The sequence below is a fragment of the Entomomonas asaccharolytica genome (assembly GCF_016653615.1).
In the GTDB taxonomy this organism is placed as follows: Bacteria; Pseudomonadota; Gammaproteobacteria; order Pseudomonadales; family Pseudomonadaceae; genus Entomomonas; species Entomomonas asaccharolytica.
Map to the genome: position 1 here is coordinate 2,499,640 of NZ_CP067393.1, position 15,366 is coordinate 2,515,005.

Genomic DNA, 15,366 nt, shown 5'->3' on the forward strand with positions numbered 1-15,366 from the left:
AAAAATAAAATCCTTTTGTTATATTAATTAAATTAAAAACTAAATTTATATATTCGGACTCCATTCTAAACTCAGTTTATGGAAATATTATGATCAATACTGTTACAGGAATAATTATTGCGTTAGCAACTTTAGCTTCTGTTTGTTTTCAATTTACCAAACTCCCAGAACACACCAAAAACTATTTTAAATCCAGATTTGGTTATTATTTTTCTTTTAGTATATGTTTAGCAGTCGCAGCTTATTTTGTATATTTAAGCATTGACTTTGGCCTTTCAAATAAACCTATTAATAGGTTTGACTTGTTTCTTCCACCACTCTACTTGTTTAATATAATTTCTTATTTAATTCTTGCTAAATTATTTCACTCATCAAAACAAGAGATATTGAACTCATTTGAAAAACCATACAAGGAAACCGTTAAAAATAAAAATGAATCCAAAGCACATATTTTACATTAATACTGCACTTGGGCTTAGACAACTACTTTTGGCAAATATATGTCTCGTTATATCCTAACTTTACTGTTATTTATTCATTGTATTGCTTATTCTCAAGAAGAAATTAATATTATTGATGCTAATATAGTGAATAAGCAAAACCTTGGTATTCCATTAGAAATATGCTTTAAACAGCCATTCACTAACCAATTAGCTGCAAAAATAACTATCGTTACTAAAGATAATTTAACATTTTCTAGACAAGATATAATTTTATCCTTTGACTATCAAAATAAAACAAACTGCCTACATCTAAATGCAGGAGTATATTTACTTCCTAAAAGAGCATCTAATGAATTACAGGAACAGGCAAAAAATAGTTTAAAATTTGGAAATATTAAGAGTATTAATATTAAATTATCTAGAGGGCATGGATTTTATTATAATCCAGAAAATAAAATAACAGAGTATTCAAAATCTTTTTAATTCATTATCAAATTTTTATTGTCTTACAAATACCCTCTTGCCCTTGCTATCCTATCTACAGATTCAGCCAACTTATTACGTCTTTTTTGTAGTACCTCGATACGTTCATTTTTCATACTGGCACTAATTTGTTTATTAGCTCTAATCACATTTATTTGCTGCGAATATTTATCTATTCTAGTTTTGGCATTATTATACAATCGCCTTGATTTCAAACTATTATCTTGAGCTAACTCCTTGGCATACTCTAGCTCGCCATTTTTGCGAGCATTTGATAGAGAAGCATAGACTTGATCTATTTTCTGTTGTGACTCATAGAACCTCGTCAAATACTTACTACCTGTACCAACATTTGAATTTTTAATAAAATCTCCTACCATAAACAGATTATTAACTTTGCTTAAATCTCGATTAGGATTACTAGGTAAATCTACTAAAGGTCTAGCAGCTAGATCAGTAATATTTAACACCTGTAAACCAAGCCAACCAAAATAACCACGTACAAGGTACTCTATACGCTGTGGTGAAATATTTAATACTTTTCCTGCTGCTATAGCTCCTGCACTGGTGGCTGCTGTATAGCGGTCTTTAGCTGCAAGTCGTTGTTGCCCCATATTATCAATAGGTGAGCCAAGGAAAGAGTTATAATTATTAGTTGCTTCTAAAGCTGGTTTTATTAACTGTGGCATAGGATTCATAGCTAGTTGATCAGCCAGTAAAGTAGTCAATGATCCTACAAAATCTTTGGTCGTGTAATCATTACTAGCTAAAGCGAACTCTAAACCACGTTCAACTACTGTGCCTAATGCGCCAATTTCAAATGGTTTAGGAATATATAACGCTTTATCTGCTAGTTTCACATACCAATAGTTATCCCGTACCCAGTCTGGCAGTTGTTTATAATCATCGTCATCTTTTGTAGTAAATACAGTAAAGATGAAGCTAAAGCGACAGCCCCTGTTACCATAGCAAAACGTTTAGGATCATGTTTAGCTGCACGACCAAGTTTATACATGCCTTGTAGCCTTGCATTAAAAAAGGTACTACCTGACTGAGAAAACGAATAGAAGCCCATTTGCCATGAGCTGTAAAGTTCATTAAATCACGTGCTTCAAAGCTTGCTTGTAAATGACTTTTTCCTGCTGCTATGGCTTGCTGATAGATAGCTGCCCGATTAACAGTTTCTGCTCTGTCTCCGACCTCCTTATACCAATTCCATGCTTCAAATAGAGCATGTTCTACTTTGGAGCGAGTATTTAATATCTGTCCTTCTTTGATACTAAGTTCTTTCATTAGTTTACGTAGTTGATAACCTTGGTTGCCATCATTCATAGAGCCAAAGCGAATAGCACCACCACCAGCCATTAGATGATTTAAGGTATTAGTGCCTATTTTAGAAGCATTAAAACCATCTATTACATTACTGATAGGATTATATTTTAGGTTAGCTACTGCGGTAGCCTGTAATGTATCTCTGATTAAATTTCTTAATCTAAAGGTAGGTGAGATTGTAACACCAACGGTTAAAGCTTTTTAAAGCTACCCATGATATTAATCAGAGGATTATTCCAACCTTTGTGATTAATCATATTCAGCGCATCAAATACCAACGGATCGTTGACTTGGTAATATTCTTGTTGCCCACCTTCCATCACCCAAACAATATTTTGGCCTCCTTTACGGTAGCCATTGGTGGATTGGTTGATATACTCACCTGCTCCTATAGATTTATCTAACTTATCAGCAATACCTAGATTAACCGCAGATTTAAGAGAGGTAACACCAGCTTGATTTTTCATGGAGGCAGTAAGTAGATGTGACCAATTACTGACGATATTGACTAATAAGTCATCCAGTGCCTTAGTACCCCCTTTAAGTTTTTTAAATGCTTTCTGCCCCACTAGTTTATTAACATTACCTATACTGAAATTAGTATCTTCATCAGCAATACGATAAAAAGGTAAGTAAAAACCACTTTCCCACGTTTTACGGTTTTCACCATCTATTAGTCCTGATTGTTCAGCAATATCCAATACTGCTTTGTTATAGGCCATGAATTGTTTTCTAACTTGATTATATACCTTTGCCCTGCTTCGACCATCAGTCATAGTACCATCACTTAATTTTTTAAGCTCTTGTATATCATTATCTGTAAATAGGTTTTCTCGATCCTGTTGTTTTAATCGTTCTGCTCGATTAGCTGCCATCCAGCTTAACCATTCGTTAAGTTCATTGGTTTCGCCTGAATTTAGTTCTGATAAAATACCAAATAATCCTCGCCCATCCGAATCTATATCTAATGCACCTTGGCTAAGCTTAGGTTTACCAAAGCGCAATAAAGCTTCTACTGCTCCCTCTGTGCCTTTTGACAGATGAGCTTGCATATAAGCAGTTTCACTCAATTCTTTTAGTGGTGCAAAGGAATCAAATACACCTTGCACAAACTTTTTGCCTAGGTTTTCAGTTATGCCTTCAATTTTATTTTTAATGCTTTCATGCTGGAACATAGCAAACTTATTTTTCATAATGCTACGTTGAGCTGGTGAAAGACGATCCGCTAAAGGCTGTGATCTATCAATTTTATTATCTAACCAACTAAGGCCACTATCAATAAATTGGCTGAGACGTGAATATTGTTGATTATTATCGCCAATAGATACTTTCTTACCATTCTCTATAAAACGCCTCGCATTACCTAATAAGGAAGCTATATCATTAGTAGACCAATTAACAGGTAGTCCAAGTTTTCTTGAGAAATTTCTAAAAGCAGCCACTAATTTATTCCAAAAAGACATATTTTGAATATCATCTGTGGCTGCCATATCAGCAAGCACTTCTTCAGTCGCTAATAATTTACTATAGCCATACTGTTTTGACAGTTGATCTGCTTGTTGTTTAACTGCTGGATTAGTATTGTAGATATTATTTAAGATTGGATTTAAGGCATTACCAAATAATCCTCTTAATCCATAATGGCCTAATATCTCATGTTCAACCACAAAGGATGCATGTTGAGTCGATTCGATATTATCGGCAATTAAATAGACTGTGCCATTATGTTGAATACCACTGGCATCATCGGCATTATCTTTGTTTATTTTATGACGGATCGCTTCAGGTAAATCTTCTATAGACTGAACAACGGTAGTAGCAGGTACATTTTTCCAATGTTTGGTAGTATTATTAATAAATGATCGTAAAGTTACTGCATTGCTCCCCTGGTTAATTTCTTTTCGTGAATACTGCTGATCTAAATGTAAGTTACCATTTTCATCTAAATACTCTTCACGAATAAAGAAGCCACCCTCTTTCTGGAAAGTATATTTATCAATTGCTTTTGCTTGCTCCTTGCTGATATTAGCTACAATCCCTTTGATGACTTTACCTCTAGCTGTTATATGTTCAACAATTAAAGATTTACCATCACCAGCTAAGTTAATCACTGGTTTATTTTCTGTATTATTATTACTGATAATAAAATTATTATTTTCGTCTAAATAACTTTCACGAATGAAATAGCCATTTGGTTTTTTAATTGCATAAGGGTCTATTGCTTGTGCTTGGGTTTTAGTCAACTTAGCAATAACACCTTTTAGCACCTTACCATATTTAGTGGTATGTTCGGCAAAAATAGGATTATTATCTTCATCAAACTTTATCACCGACCTAGTATCTATAGAGTCAACAGTAGCTAGTTCTTGTTGTTTTGCTTTTTCAAAGGCGGCTAACTTCTGCTGCCTTTTAAACTCTTTTTCTTGTTCTTTTCTGGCTTCAGCTTCTTCCTTAGTTTCTCTAGTGCGTTTGAGAATGTCGATATGTTCTATTCGATCAAATAATTCATTGATGGTTTTAGTTCTTGTTAAATCAATATTGGTAGTACCTTGATCTAAGGTATTATTATCAATGATTAAAACTTGTGTCACCACACCAGTACCAGCTTTTTCAAAAGTGATACTAGGTAATAGTATTTTTGCCACAATATTAATATTACTGGCTTCTTTGGATTCTAAGAATTTATCGAAACGTTTATCAAATTGTCCAATTGGCACAATTGCTACAACACGACCATTAGGTTTTAAATGATGGATAGCTTTTTGTAAATGCTCCATTGCCGTTTTACCCCCTGCGCCATAGGGAGGATTCATAACAATAGCATCATATTTATTGACTATATTATGGTTTTCAAAACGGTCATTGATTATTGCTGCATCAGCATTACTTAAACCAATTCTTTGCGATAAATTATAACTAGGCTCAATCGCTGTAATTTTTGCCCCTTCAGGTATAAAACGAGCAATTGCGCCATGACCAGCCGAAGGCTCTAATGCTTTATCGCCTCGAACAATATCAGCCCATTCAGTTACCTTAAAACCAACAGGTTCAGGCGTGGCATAGTAATCTAAACCTTCTCTTTGATCTCTTCGTTTGGCATTTTTCTGTTGTCCATAATAATACGTTTTGGCTGCCTCGAAAGGACTAATCGCACTAGATTTAGCAAGCTGTTGATCATACTCTTTACCACCAGTTCCATCTAAATCACTAACTTCTATATCTGAGGCATTGGCATAGGCATCTAAGAAGGATTTTTTTAAAGCTCTGGCTTCTCTACCTAATGCAAGGTTTTCTGCTGTACCTGATCTTTCTGCTACCTTGTGGGTAAATGCGCTAGATTCCCAACCAGTACCTGTTGTAAAGTACCTAAAAATTGCATCAGATGCTTGGCCTGTACGGTAAATACGTCCTTCTATTTGAGTAGCTTTAACGGGTCTTGTAGGCATACCCAAGTTAATAAGTACACGCTTATGTAGGCTAGTAGTATCATGCATACTAGAGCCTTCACGGGCAGCATCAGATTGTGCTATTAGTAAATCATAGCCTGAATTATCATCATTAAATTTTGCTAAATTTGTTCTACGCTGTTTTTTTGTCAACGTGCCATTGACAAATAGCACCTTGTCAAAATCTCTACTAAATCTATCAATAGGTGATATCAAATCAGAAAAATCAGCTTTAAATTCTGGCCTTGCTAGAATTGCCGCTATTTTTTTTCTATGACTACTATCTTTAATACGGCTTAACATCAGTTCATAGGGATTCCAAGCACCTCCCTTGTTAAAGTCATGAAATACTACAATCTTTCGACCTAATGCTAAATTTTGCTTGATATAATCTACTGAATGTTTAGCTTTGATAGCTTCCAACAAGTACATTCTTTCATGATGTGGAAATAAATCATATAAGCTAGGTATATTTCTTAAAGTTTTATCTTTTTGTTGAGCTTCAGATATTGCTGCAAAAGCTAAATCTAGTTTTGTACCTGCTGCATCTTCTGTATAGAAGAATTTACGATCATAATCATAAGGAATATCTAAGCGTCTACCTGATAAAGCTCCACTAGCCTGTAACTTTTCATTAAATTGTTGTTCCATTAACTCATTATTAACATTACCATCTGGTCTTGTTAATTTGTTATAGCGCATTCTATAGCCAAAGTTTTCCATGAAAAATCTTTCTCTAGCATTACCTGAATTATAACCACCTGTATCAGAGTCTGGTATAGTTGAATAATCGAACAAATAGCCTTCGGCATAGTCAACACTTTTTACATAAGAGAAAGGTGTTGCTGAGAGCATTACTACTTTTGACTTCGGTCTTTTATCAAAAATGGCATTAGCTTCTTCTTCTTTTAATCGCCATTTTTTATGTAACTTATCTATTTTATTCCTTAGTCCTTCGATAGCTACCTTGTCTTTTTCAGAATCTAATTTTTCTATTTTGTCATATAGATTATCAACATTATCACTATACTCTTTGTATTCAGTATCAAAATAGGATTCAGCAAAATAGTGTTTGCCTCTCTTATGTCCAGTGAGTAATCTAAGTTTATTTAGATAGTTGGTATTACCTCCATTTTCTTCACTGGATAAGTAGTGACTTTCATCAGCAACAATTAAGTCATTAGCTCGCTTAGTAATAGCATCATTTAGACCAAAATTGGCATAAGTTGTAACTACTACCCCTTCACCGCCACTATCAGTAATACCTGTTAGTTGTCTAGCAGAAACATCTAATTTATTTTTTAGAAAATCTAACCAATCTCCAGCAATACTATTATTAGGCACTACTATAATAATGTTATTTTTACCAGCACTAACAAAACGTCTAACTACCCCTGATCCTGTACCTGTTTTACCAGTACCAGTACCATTGGTAAACATCATTCCATTTTTTTTATCTTTATAAAAACGTTTTTCAGCTTTGTAAACATCGTCTATTTGAGCATCGAAAAGAACAGGTAATGCTTTTTCTATATTATCTTTATCAGCAAAATTAGTTGTTATTGTTTTATTAGCTTCTAATTGCCTTGCATATAAGGCTTCTGCATCTCGCTGTCTACTATCTTCAATAATTTCTGTTGTTCTTGCTGACTCAACATCTTGTCGTAGGTCGCTATCGCTACTAACTCTGCTTTGCTCGCTATCTCTGGTAGTGGACTCCGTAGTTCTACTTGCTGGGTTTTCTCGATATATTCTGCTATCGTTAGGCTCTCCATTAGTAATGGCATCAGTGTTTGGTAACTGGTTATCACTGATTGGCTGTCTGGATACTCTCTTTCCAACTGGTTCGCTTGCTGTTCCAGTGCTTTGTCTAGTTCCTGTTGATTCATCTGAAATAGTTTCTTGTACAATGGTGTTTCCAACTCCACTGTTTTCGCTATCTCGTTCCATAGATATGCTGGCATCTGATACATCTATATTTCCCTCTCTAAGGTCTTGGGCAAACCGCATAATGTGTGGTTTAATACCTGTTCCAAAATTATCTAATATTGCCCTAATAAAGTCACGTAAGTTTTTACCTGCACTCTGGAAATCCTTTAACATAGCGACAAAGTGTGGCTTTGCTTTGTTATAGGTTTGCTCATCAAAAGTTAAGCCACTAGATAACTTACCTTTACCACCAAATAATTCTACTAATCCTTTTACAGCATTTTTACCAGCACTAGTTAGGTCAACACCAATATCTTTAGCAATACGCGAGGCTGTTCTATCAACAGACTGCTTATTATTAGTATCTGATCTTTCTGCTTTGGATACTGTACGTTTAGTAGTAGCTTGTTTTTTCTTAACACGTTGTTTACGTTCTTTAAGTGGCTTGTCTGTTTCTACTGCTTTAGTTTCGTTAGCTATCTCATCAAATAAAGCACTAAGATCATTTTCTGATATATTAACCAACTCATCCGTTAAAGTATTGTTTTGCTCAATAGAAGCATTTTTTTTGCTCTCAGATATTTTTTTTACTTTATTAGTATTTTTTGTACTGTCATTAATAGCAAGTGCTTGCTGACCATTAGCAGCAGCAATATCAATATCACGATCTGATCCAGTTAATTGAAAGTTGTTAAGATCATTATCTGCTTGTTGTTTTTGTTGCTGTTGTTTTGTTTCATTAGCTAATTTTTGCTCTTTAACTAATCTAGCTTCTAGCTCCTGCCTAAGTGATTGTTCAGTCTGTTGCTGTAGATTAAAGTTAGTTATTTCTTGTTGGTTGCTAGTTGTTCTTTCAACTTCTGAAGTTGTTGTTCCTTCAGTTTGATTAACTCGCTGATCGTATTGCCGTAACTGGTCGTTAATTCTGGTTGAATCGGCTTCTGTGACTGGTTCACCTTCGAGGATGGTTGTTTGTCTTTGGAGTTCATTGAGTTGTTCCTCTAGTTGTATAAAGTAGTTGCTGGCATTTTCATCATAGAAACGTGCCTGTTGTTCAGCTTCTACGCCATACTGTTCACGTATGATACTATATTCTTCTTCTCGTAGCGCATTATCTTGTTCTAGCTTATTTAATAGGTCTTGCTCATACTGCTGTAAATAAGCCATTTCAGAGTTAAGGGCATAATGTTTTTTTCTACCTGCTAGCTCATCTGCTATTGCTTGTTGAAGCCATCTAACACCATCATTATTATTTATTTCATTAGGTGGTATATAACCTTCATCAGCTAATCTTCTGGCAACATCATCTATACTAGTACCCTTTTTATTACTCCAGAGATAGCCAACACCTACTATAGATTTATTACCTACGGTGTCACCTGTAGTATCTAATTTATAATCAGGTGAAATACCTCCTAATTTGATAATAGCATCGGTAAGAGTATCTTTTTCAGGATTGATTTTACGTCTTTTAAGCTGTTTTTGCTTTTTGTCATATTGAGCTTGGTAGTTTTTTAGTTCTGCTTCAGTTAATAAGTTATCATTAGTAGGCAGTTGATTAGGCTGCGCCATTTTCTCTTGATTAACTTGATTAATCGCTTTAACCGCTTGAATATAGTTACTTCCTGTATATTCCATTAGTTGTTTTGTACTAATATTGTCATACTGCCGAGCAATATCTTTTAATTGGTTTAAAGTTACTTCTTTAGCTTTACTATTTGGCTCATACTGTTTTGGAAGATTAACATGTTGATCTAGTTGTGAAGTAACTTGATTAGTAGAAGGCAGTAATTGGTTAATTTCACTCGTTGGAGTAGTAGGATATTGGTTGGTTACATTATCTACTACGGGAGATTGCAAATTTTGTTGTTGTCCAAGTCCACCAGCCCATAAAGCTTTGGTAATTGTACCACTAGGTTTACTAGGTTCTGGCATACCGTAGAAATCAGCTTGTTTATTTAAACCTTCAATCACAGGATCATACTGATTAGATAAGTTAGGATTAAAATTAGCTGACTGTGGATTATTAGGGTTATCAAAACCTATCTGTGCTGGAGGTGGTGGTTGATAGTCTGTACCCTGATAAATAATATCTGGTGCAGGTTGTAATCCTTCATAGCCTAGTTTTGGTGTTGCATCATAGCCTAACTTTAATAGTTCTTTACTGGTAGTAGGTGATTGTTGTTCTGGTCTACTGTGTCTACTATGCGCTAAGTTTGCACCTGCCCCCATAAAACCACCTGCTAATAAACCTGTGGCTGCGGCTTCAGGTACACTTTCTAATAGTGGTTTATCTTGAGCATAATTTTGCCACATTTGTTCCGTAGCTGATTGAGGTAGTTCTTGAAATGCACCTTCGGAGATAGCACCTTTAATAATATTACTAAAGGTCTTTTGGCTTAGTCCTTTGGGTAACTGACTACCACCTGCTAATAACGTTTGTGGATCTAAAATACCTATTTTTTGTGCTAATCGACCACCACCATAACCTATTAAACCTGTAGTTAAACCTGAAGCAGCAGAGGCTAAACTTTGCTTACCTGTTAATAAGTTATCTGGATTTTCTTGCCTAATTTGTTCTGCTGTTTGTCCTGCACCTACTAAACCTTCACCTATTGCACCTCTAGCAACAGGATTATTAGCTAATACCCCTGCTTTACCTAATAACCTTGCATAAGCACCACCACCTAACATGGAGGGTGCAGACTCCAGAACTGTACCTACAAGAGTAGAAGGATTTTTTAACATAGCCGTAGCCGTATCAATAAATCCATCTGCTTTTTCTACTTCTTGATTAGCTTGTTGCCTTGCAGTAGAGTAATTATTACTCAATACTTCCTTAGTACGCTTGGGATCATAACCTACATAATCTTGTAATAATTTCCCTACTCTACCTCCTGTGGCTAAATTACCCAGTCCGACTACAGCTTCACCTGTACCTACTACACCTTTAGCTAAATCTAAACCAGCATCACCAACACGGCCTAATATGCTTGAGTTATTTTCTTGAGTTGGTGTTAAATCAATATTATATCGTTGAGCAAACTCTTCAACGGTTGGTTTTCTCTTTTTTTGATTCCCAATAGGTAATAAATCATAATTTGCCATAACTAAACCTGCTAATCTTATTTAAATAGCAAGTTATGTCCCTTTTGGGTGTTGTCAATTATTTTTATATTTTCTAATCAATAAAATCACTTGATATGATTTATAATTATGTATTTGCTGAGATCACTTCACTACATGAATACTTTGTTCCGCTACAGGTATTTCGATAACCTTATTATTTGTCATTTTGCTTTCAATAGCTCTTCTTACAATATATTTAATATCATCATTAGTATGATCAGGAGTAATTTCAACATATCCAACTCCTGCTTTACGTAAAGCTTCTTTTTTTATGGCATCCCTCAGTGCAGCACTGCTCTGATAGTGACCCTCTCCCTGATATTCAACAGCTAAAATAGGATTACCAGCACCATCAATAATTAATATATCGACACGTTTTGTATTTATACAACGATATGCATAACGAGTTTCACTGGATAAAATTTCTCCAAGACTCACTTGGGCAAATACTCTGTAATATTTGAACTCTTTAATTACTCCTTTTTCAATTACGTTAAAAACTCTATATTCCTGACGACCCATAATTTTTTGAGCAGAAAATGCTATTTTCTCATCAGAGACTATTTTTAACTGATCTCGAGGATCACTAATATCAAGGTAAGAACTAGAACGCTGATTTGACTGTTCTCTTACAGGAGGATTCCACTTATTTTTTCTTGAGTATTTTTTATTGTGTGGTCTAAGAAAATCTTTTAAGCCTAAAACAATACCTAATGCGATAATTATTGATAAGATGGTAAGCATTTAATCTCCCTATAAACAACAAAAACAGCTAAAATATATTTTTTACTATTTGTTATTGTCTTTATAATGAATTTTTTAACTATCTGTAATTCTATTCGTCATGCTAATGTATAACAAAACATAAAAAACTCATGGTATTAGTTAGTTAAACTCAATATAAAAATAATTGCTTTTTATTATGTGATTAAGTACCACTTATTAATTGTTTATGTATTTCCTCTTTTGATTTACCTGTACGCTTCGCTATTTCATTAATATAATCTTCTGTATTAGCACTTGCCCAATCAATATTACTAACTTCCTGCCCTGTACTTGGATCAGTCACAATGACTCTTTGTTTCTTACTACTATCTGGCATTTCATCAGTAACCACATTGACTGCATTTCTTTGAGCTTTTTGTGCGCCACTAGCTAATAAGTTTCGAGTTTGTAAGGCTGCTAACCGTTGCTGTGGTGTTGCATTAAAATCTGCTAATAATCTTTCTAAACCACCTACTCGTTCTGCTGATTCGATATTAGACCCTAATAATCTTCTGCTTAAAGAATCATTTTGTAACTGGCTATTATCTAAAGCAGCTTGTCTATTGATTTGCCAATTGTCCTTACCTCGGTTATTGAGGCGATCTATGGTTTTCTTATTGGCTCTATCTGCTTTTTTACGTTGATAATAACCACCTGTTGTAGAGTCTTCGATAACAGTTGATTGTGTTCCAGCATTATAAGCAGGAATTTGTGTAGCTGCTGCTGATTGTAAAATATCTCTAACACTAGGAGAATTTTGCCTTATAGAAGGAATAATACCTAGACCACTTGCGTCTTGATTAGGTACATTACTATAGGTAGGAACACCATTTATTAATTGTTTAGTAACACCTTGTACACTTGTAGGCTCACTATTTTGTACAGAAGAAGAGGCTGTTCTTGGTATAGGACTAACAGCATTTTTACCCAGTGCTTCAAAATCAGATATTTGCCTTGTGGAAGATGACTGAACAGGTGGGATTGATGCTATCTCAGTACCAATCCTACTAGCGGAAGGATAATTGTTTGTATAAGGATTCATACCTAATAATTTTCGGAATGAGCCTCTTAGTCCATCTGCTTGATAAGCATAATTTTTAGCTTCATTATTCCATTGTTGTAATTGCTCTGGACTAGGTTTTGGTAGATTAGCTGATTGATTTAATAATTGCCTAGTTAGACCTTGATTATTTCGTCTCTGTAGTAAAGGATCATCAGATAAGGCCACTGGCGATCTCCTTTAATGTCTCTTCTGCTTCTGTTGAATAACTATATATTCCTGTAGTATCTTTTTTTTCTTTTAATTTAGCTAAAAAACTCTCAAGTCCATTGATAATATTGTTATTAATATTACCACCAAATTCTATATAAACTTTTTCACCATCTATTACTGAACACAGAAAAAATTCTAAATCTTTATCGTTTAAACAAATTTCTGCATTTTGCGCTGCCTCCAGTGCAAAGGCAAAAGCTGTACCGTGTTTAGTTGCCATAGTCCTACCTATAATATAAATGAATAATAGATAAAGCTATGTCCATTTATAAGCTTGTCAAGTGTTATTTTAAATTACTATAATTAATACTAAACTACCTACCTCTGAAGTTTAATGCAAATAAAACAAAGCTATAACTATATACTGCTTCTGCTAACACAACTATACAACCCATATGCAAACATACTATGAATAGGTTTCTCATTTTACAATAGTTTTTTATACATAATGAGAGTATCGTTAATTAATTTTTTACAAGAATATATAGGAAATTAAAATGCTAAAAGGTAATGCATTCCATTCTTCCATCATTAAAAAACAACAACAAAACCGTGAAGCATTTATAGAACATAGTAATGCTACTACCCTAATAAAAAAACGCGAAAATCTATGGTGCTATTTTAATTGGTTTTACTTTAATTTAGATCCACAAAATAATATGGAACTTATCTTATCAAAATGTGAAGATGGCTCTAATAAGGTTCGCTCATTTCCGCCTGAAAAAGTAAGAGTAGACCGACTATTTATTAATTTTTTGTTTGGTGAAGAAAATACATATGACCAAATTATCTGTGGTAATTATATACAAGCTGCTAACTTAGTAAGACAAGAATTAGAAATATTAGCATCTATGAGAGAAGAGAGTAAAAATGCAAATAGAAAGAAACCTCCAAATATTAGACCAACAGATAAACTTAATATTTTTTATGGAACACTATCAGAAGCAGCCCATGTTAGAAATGAAAAATTAAGACATGCTATAGGAACAAAAGACTTTAAACGTACACCTACAGGAGTATCATTAACACCACCTTTTGATATAAATATGTCAGTTGCCTTATTAAATTTACATCTTTTGATATCAAATCAACTACTTTTAGATTTTATAAAAAATGCACAAAAACTTTATAGTGAAATCATAAATAATAAAAAAATAATAGAAAATATAAAGATGTTTGAAAAGGAACTATCTGATGACTATGAAGAATCAACTCAAAATTTAAATATTTTAATAGAAAAAATTAACGATAATAGGACATCTTTTGATAAACAATGGGATGCTATATGTAATTTTTTTGATTCTAATCATTCGTAAATTAAATCTATATCTCTCAATGTATACATGAAACATGCCTTAAAATACTTATAGATATCCTAAAAGCTAGCAGTTAACCAACAGATTTAAGATATTAATTGGTTGACAACTAGCTAATCATATTCAAGCTCTAGCGACCCAAAATTAACTGTGCTTGGTCTATCCAAAATTTCTATATCTGTAAGTTCTAAGTTGTCTAGGGATTGCTCTGTATTTATTTTCCCCTCAAAAGTAAGTAATATATCAGTATCGAAATCAGTTTCAACTTCTGGGTTACAAGAACCTAGATTAAAATTACCTTTATCGATTGGGTCATAAACAAATAAAGAAAAAATTCCCTCTGCACCAACTACTATATTTATATTAGCTTTAACAACAAGTAAATCACTATCTGTCTGAATGACTTGACAATCATTTGTATTATAAGTAAACGACTTAAACCATGTTGTGAGTTGCTCTGACTCCCAATAAAAATTAGACTCGGCCTCTGGTTCTACTGAAAAATCTTCTAATTTTGCAATTAGATAATCCTCTATCTCTCCACGCAAAGTACTATCATCATCCTCAATCAACTTTTCAATCTGTACCAATACAACATATGGTGCATTTAAAGTATTAAGTTTTGATAATACATCTCCCAAATCTTCTGTGTAGTCTATAAACGAAGTTATTTTACAGTAAGAATCCCAATCATTATCGCTTGATATAGCTAATACTTTGGCATTATTTTCTTCAGCCCACTTCTCAATAGCATATAAAACAATTGCATCAGGAAATTCACTTTTCTTTTTACCTTCTTTAGAGAAGGGAGGGCTGGATGAAAAATATTTTTCTAAAATTTTTGTAACATCAACCAATAAGCCACACTCAATAAAAATAGCCCCTGTACTTTCAATGAATTCATCTAACTTCTTTTTTACTATATTTTTTGCATTTAGATTTTTTTTAAAATCATCTAAGGTTTTTAAAACCTCTTGATTAACTAAAGAGTAGCCTTTAAAGTCATTAATTAATTTATCATTCGATTGTATAATTTCGCTTACTTTTTTTTCTAGATGGCTTTTTACTTCATTTAAAATAACATCGGGCATTAATAATTTAATTGGGCTTTTTTTAAATTGAGATAATGACTTTAATAATCCTCTATCAAATTTCAAACCATTTTTTTCATAGATGGAAGTATCTATTATTATGGCTTTATATTCATACTGACTTGAAGATTTCAGATTACTCATTTTATTCTCCATATA

Annotated in this window: 10 protein-coding genes; 3 read left to right on the forward strand and 7 right to left on the reverse strand. The window is 33.6% G+C overall.

Annotated features, from left to right (window positions below; genetic code table 11):
• Positions 1-89: 89 nt before the first annotated feature.
• Together JHT90_RS11605 and JHT90_RS11610 are read left to right on the forward strand one after the other, a co-directional pair.
• Positions 90-461, forward strand: coding sequence for a hypothetical protein (locus JHT90_RS11605; RefSeq protein WP_201091112.1), 372 nt, complete (start codon positions 90-92; stop codon positions 459-461).
• A gap of 39 nt (positions 462-500) precedes the next feature.
• A complete protein-coding gene (locus JHT90_RS11610; protein ID WP_201091114.1) occupies positions 501-926 on the forward strand; it encodes a hypothetical protein in 426 nt (141 codons plus the stop codon).
• Between the two features lie 23 nt (positions 927-949).
• Here JHT90_RS11610 and JHT90_RS11615 read toward each other — a convergent pair whose 3' ends face one another.
• The 6 genes from JHT90_RS11615 to JHT90_RS11640 all read right to left on the reverse strand — a co-directional run bounded on the left by JHT90_RS11615 (position 950) and on the right by JHT90_RS11640 (position 13,020).
• Positions 950-1,786, reverse strand: coding sequence for an LPD38 domain-containing protein (locus JHT90_RS11615; RefSeq protein ID WP_236253936.1), 837 nt, complete (start codon positions 1,784-1,786; stop codon positions 950-952).
• Between the two features lie 100 nt (positions 1,787-1,886).
• Positions 1,887-2,291, reverse strand: a complete 405-nt coding sequence (locus tag JHT90_RS11620) for a hypothetical protein (RefSeq protein ID WP_201091116.1) — start codon at positions 2,289-2,291, stop codon at positions 1,887-1,889.
• A gap of 158 nt (positions 2,292-2,449) precedes the next feature.
• Positions 2,450-10,741 (reverse strand): DEAD/DEAH box helicase family protein, encoded by an 8,292-nt coding sequence (locus JHT90_RS11625; protein WP_201091118.1) that lies wholly within the window; start codon positions 10,739-10,741, stop codon positions 2,450-2,452.
• Between the two features lie 123 nt (positions 10,742-10,864).
• The gene (locus tag JHT90_RS11630; RefSeq protein ID WP_201091121.1) at positions 10,865-11,506 is read right to left on the reverse strand and encodes a DUF2726 domain-containing protein; all 642 of its coding nucleotides are present in this window, start codon (positions 11,504-11,506) and stop codon (positions 10,865-10,867) included.
• Between the two features lie 184 nt (positions 11,507-11,690).
• Positions 11,691-12,755: a hypothetical protein gene (locus tag JHT90_RS11635; protein WP_201091123.1), complete on the reverse strand. Its 1,065-nt coding sequence runs from the start codon at positions 12,753-12,755 to the stop codon at positions 11,691-11,693.
• Positions 12,742-13,020: a hypothetical protein gene (locus JHT90_RS11640; protein ID WP_201091125.1), complete on the reverse strand. Its 279-nt coding sequence runs from the start codon at positions 13,018-13,020 to the stop codon at positions 12,742-12,744. Before JHT90_RS11640 ends, JHT90_RS11635 begins: the two co-directional genes overlap by 14 nt.
• 277 nt (positions 13,021-13,297) lie before the next feature.
• Here JHT90_RS11640 and JHT90_RS11645 point away from each other — a divergent pair, with 277 nt between their 5' ends.
• The gene (locus JHT90_RS11645; RefSeq protein WP_201091127.1) at positions 13,298-14,116 is read left to right on the forward strand and encodes a hypothetical protein; all 819 of its coding nucleotides are present in this window, start codon (positions 13,298-13,300) and stop codon (positions 14,114-14,116) included.
• A 113-nt stretch (positions 14,117-14,229) separates the two neighbouring features.
• Here the strand turns inward: JHT90_RS11645 and JHT90_RS11650 are convergent, their stop codons facing one another.
• A complete protein-coding gene (locus tag JHT90_RS11650) occupies positions 14,230-15,351 on the reverse strand; it encodes a PIN domain-containing protein (protein ID WP_201091128.1) in 1,122 nt (373 codons plus the stop codon).
• Positions 15,352-15,366 lie beyond the last annotated feature (15 nt).

Excerpts from the sequence above, each read along its gene's own strand:
- JHT90_RS11605 (WP_201091112.1), top strand. The coding sequence starts at position 90 with ATGATCAATACTGTTACAGGAATAATTATTGCGTTAGCAACTTTAGCT.
- JHT90_RS11610 (WP_201091114.1), top strand. The coding sequence starts at position 501 with ATGTCTCGTTATATCCTAACTTTACTGTTATTTATTCATTGTATTGCT.
- JHT90_RS11620 (WP_201091116.1), bottom strand. The coding sequence starts at position 2,291 with ATGGCTGGTGGTGGTGCTATTCGCTTTGGCTCTATGAATGATGGCAAC.
- JHT90_RS11625 (WP_201091118.1), bottom strand. The coding sequence starts at position 10,741 with ATGGCAAATTATGATTTATTACCTATTGGGAATCAAAAAAAGAGAAAA.
- JHT90_RS11630 (WP_201091121.1), bottom strand. The coding sequence starts at position 11,506 with ATGCTTACCATCTTATCAATAATTATCGCATTAGGTATTGTTTTAGGC.
- JHT90_RS11640 (WP_201091125.1), bottom strand. The coding sequence starts at position 13,020 with ATGGCAACTAAACACGGTACAGCTTTTGCCTTTGCACTGGAGGCAGCG.
- JHT90_RS11645 (WP_201091127.1), top strand. The coding sequence starts at position 13,298 with ATGCTAAAAGGTAATGCATTCCATTCTTCCATCATTAAAAAACAACAA.
- JHT90_RS11650 (WP_201091128.1), bottom strand. The coding sequence starts at position 15,351 with ATGAGTAATCTGAAATCTTCAAGTCAGTATGAATATAAAGCCATAATA.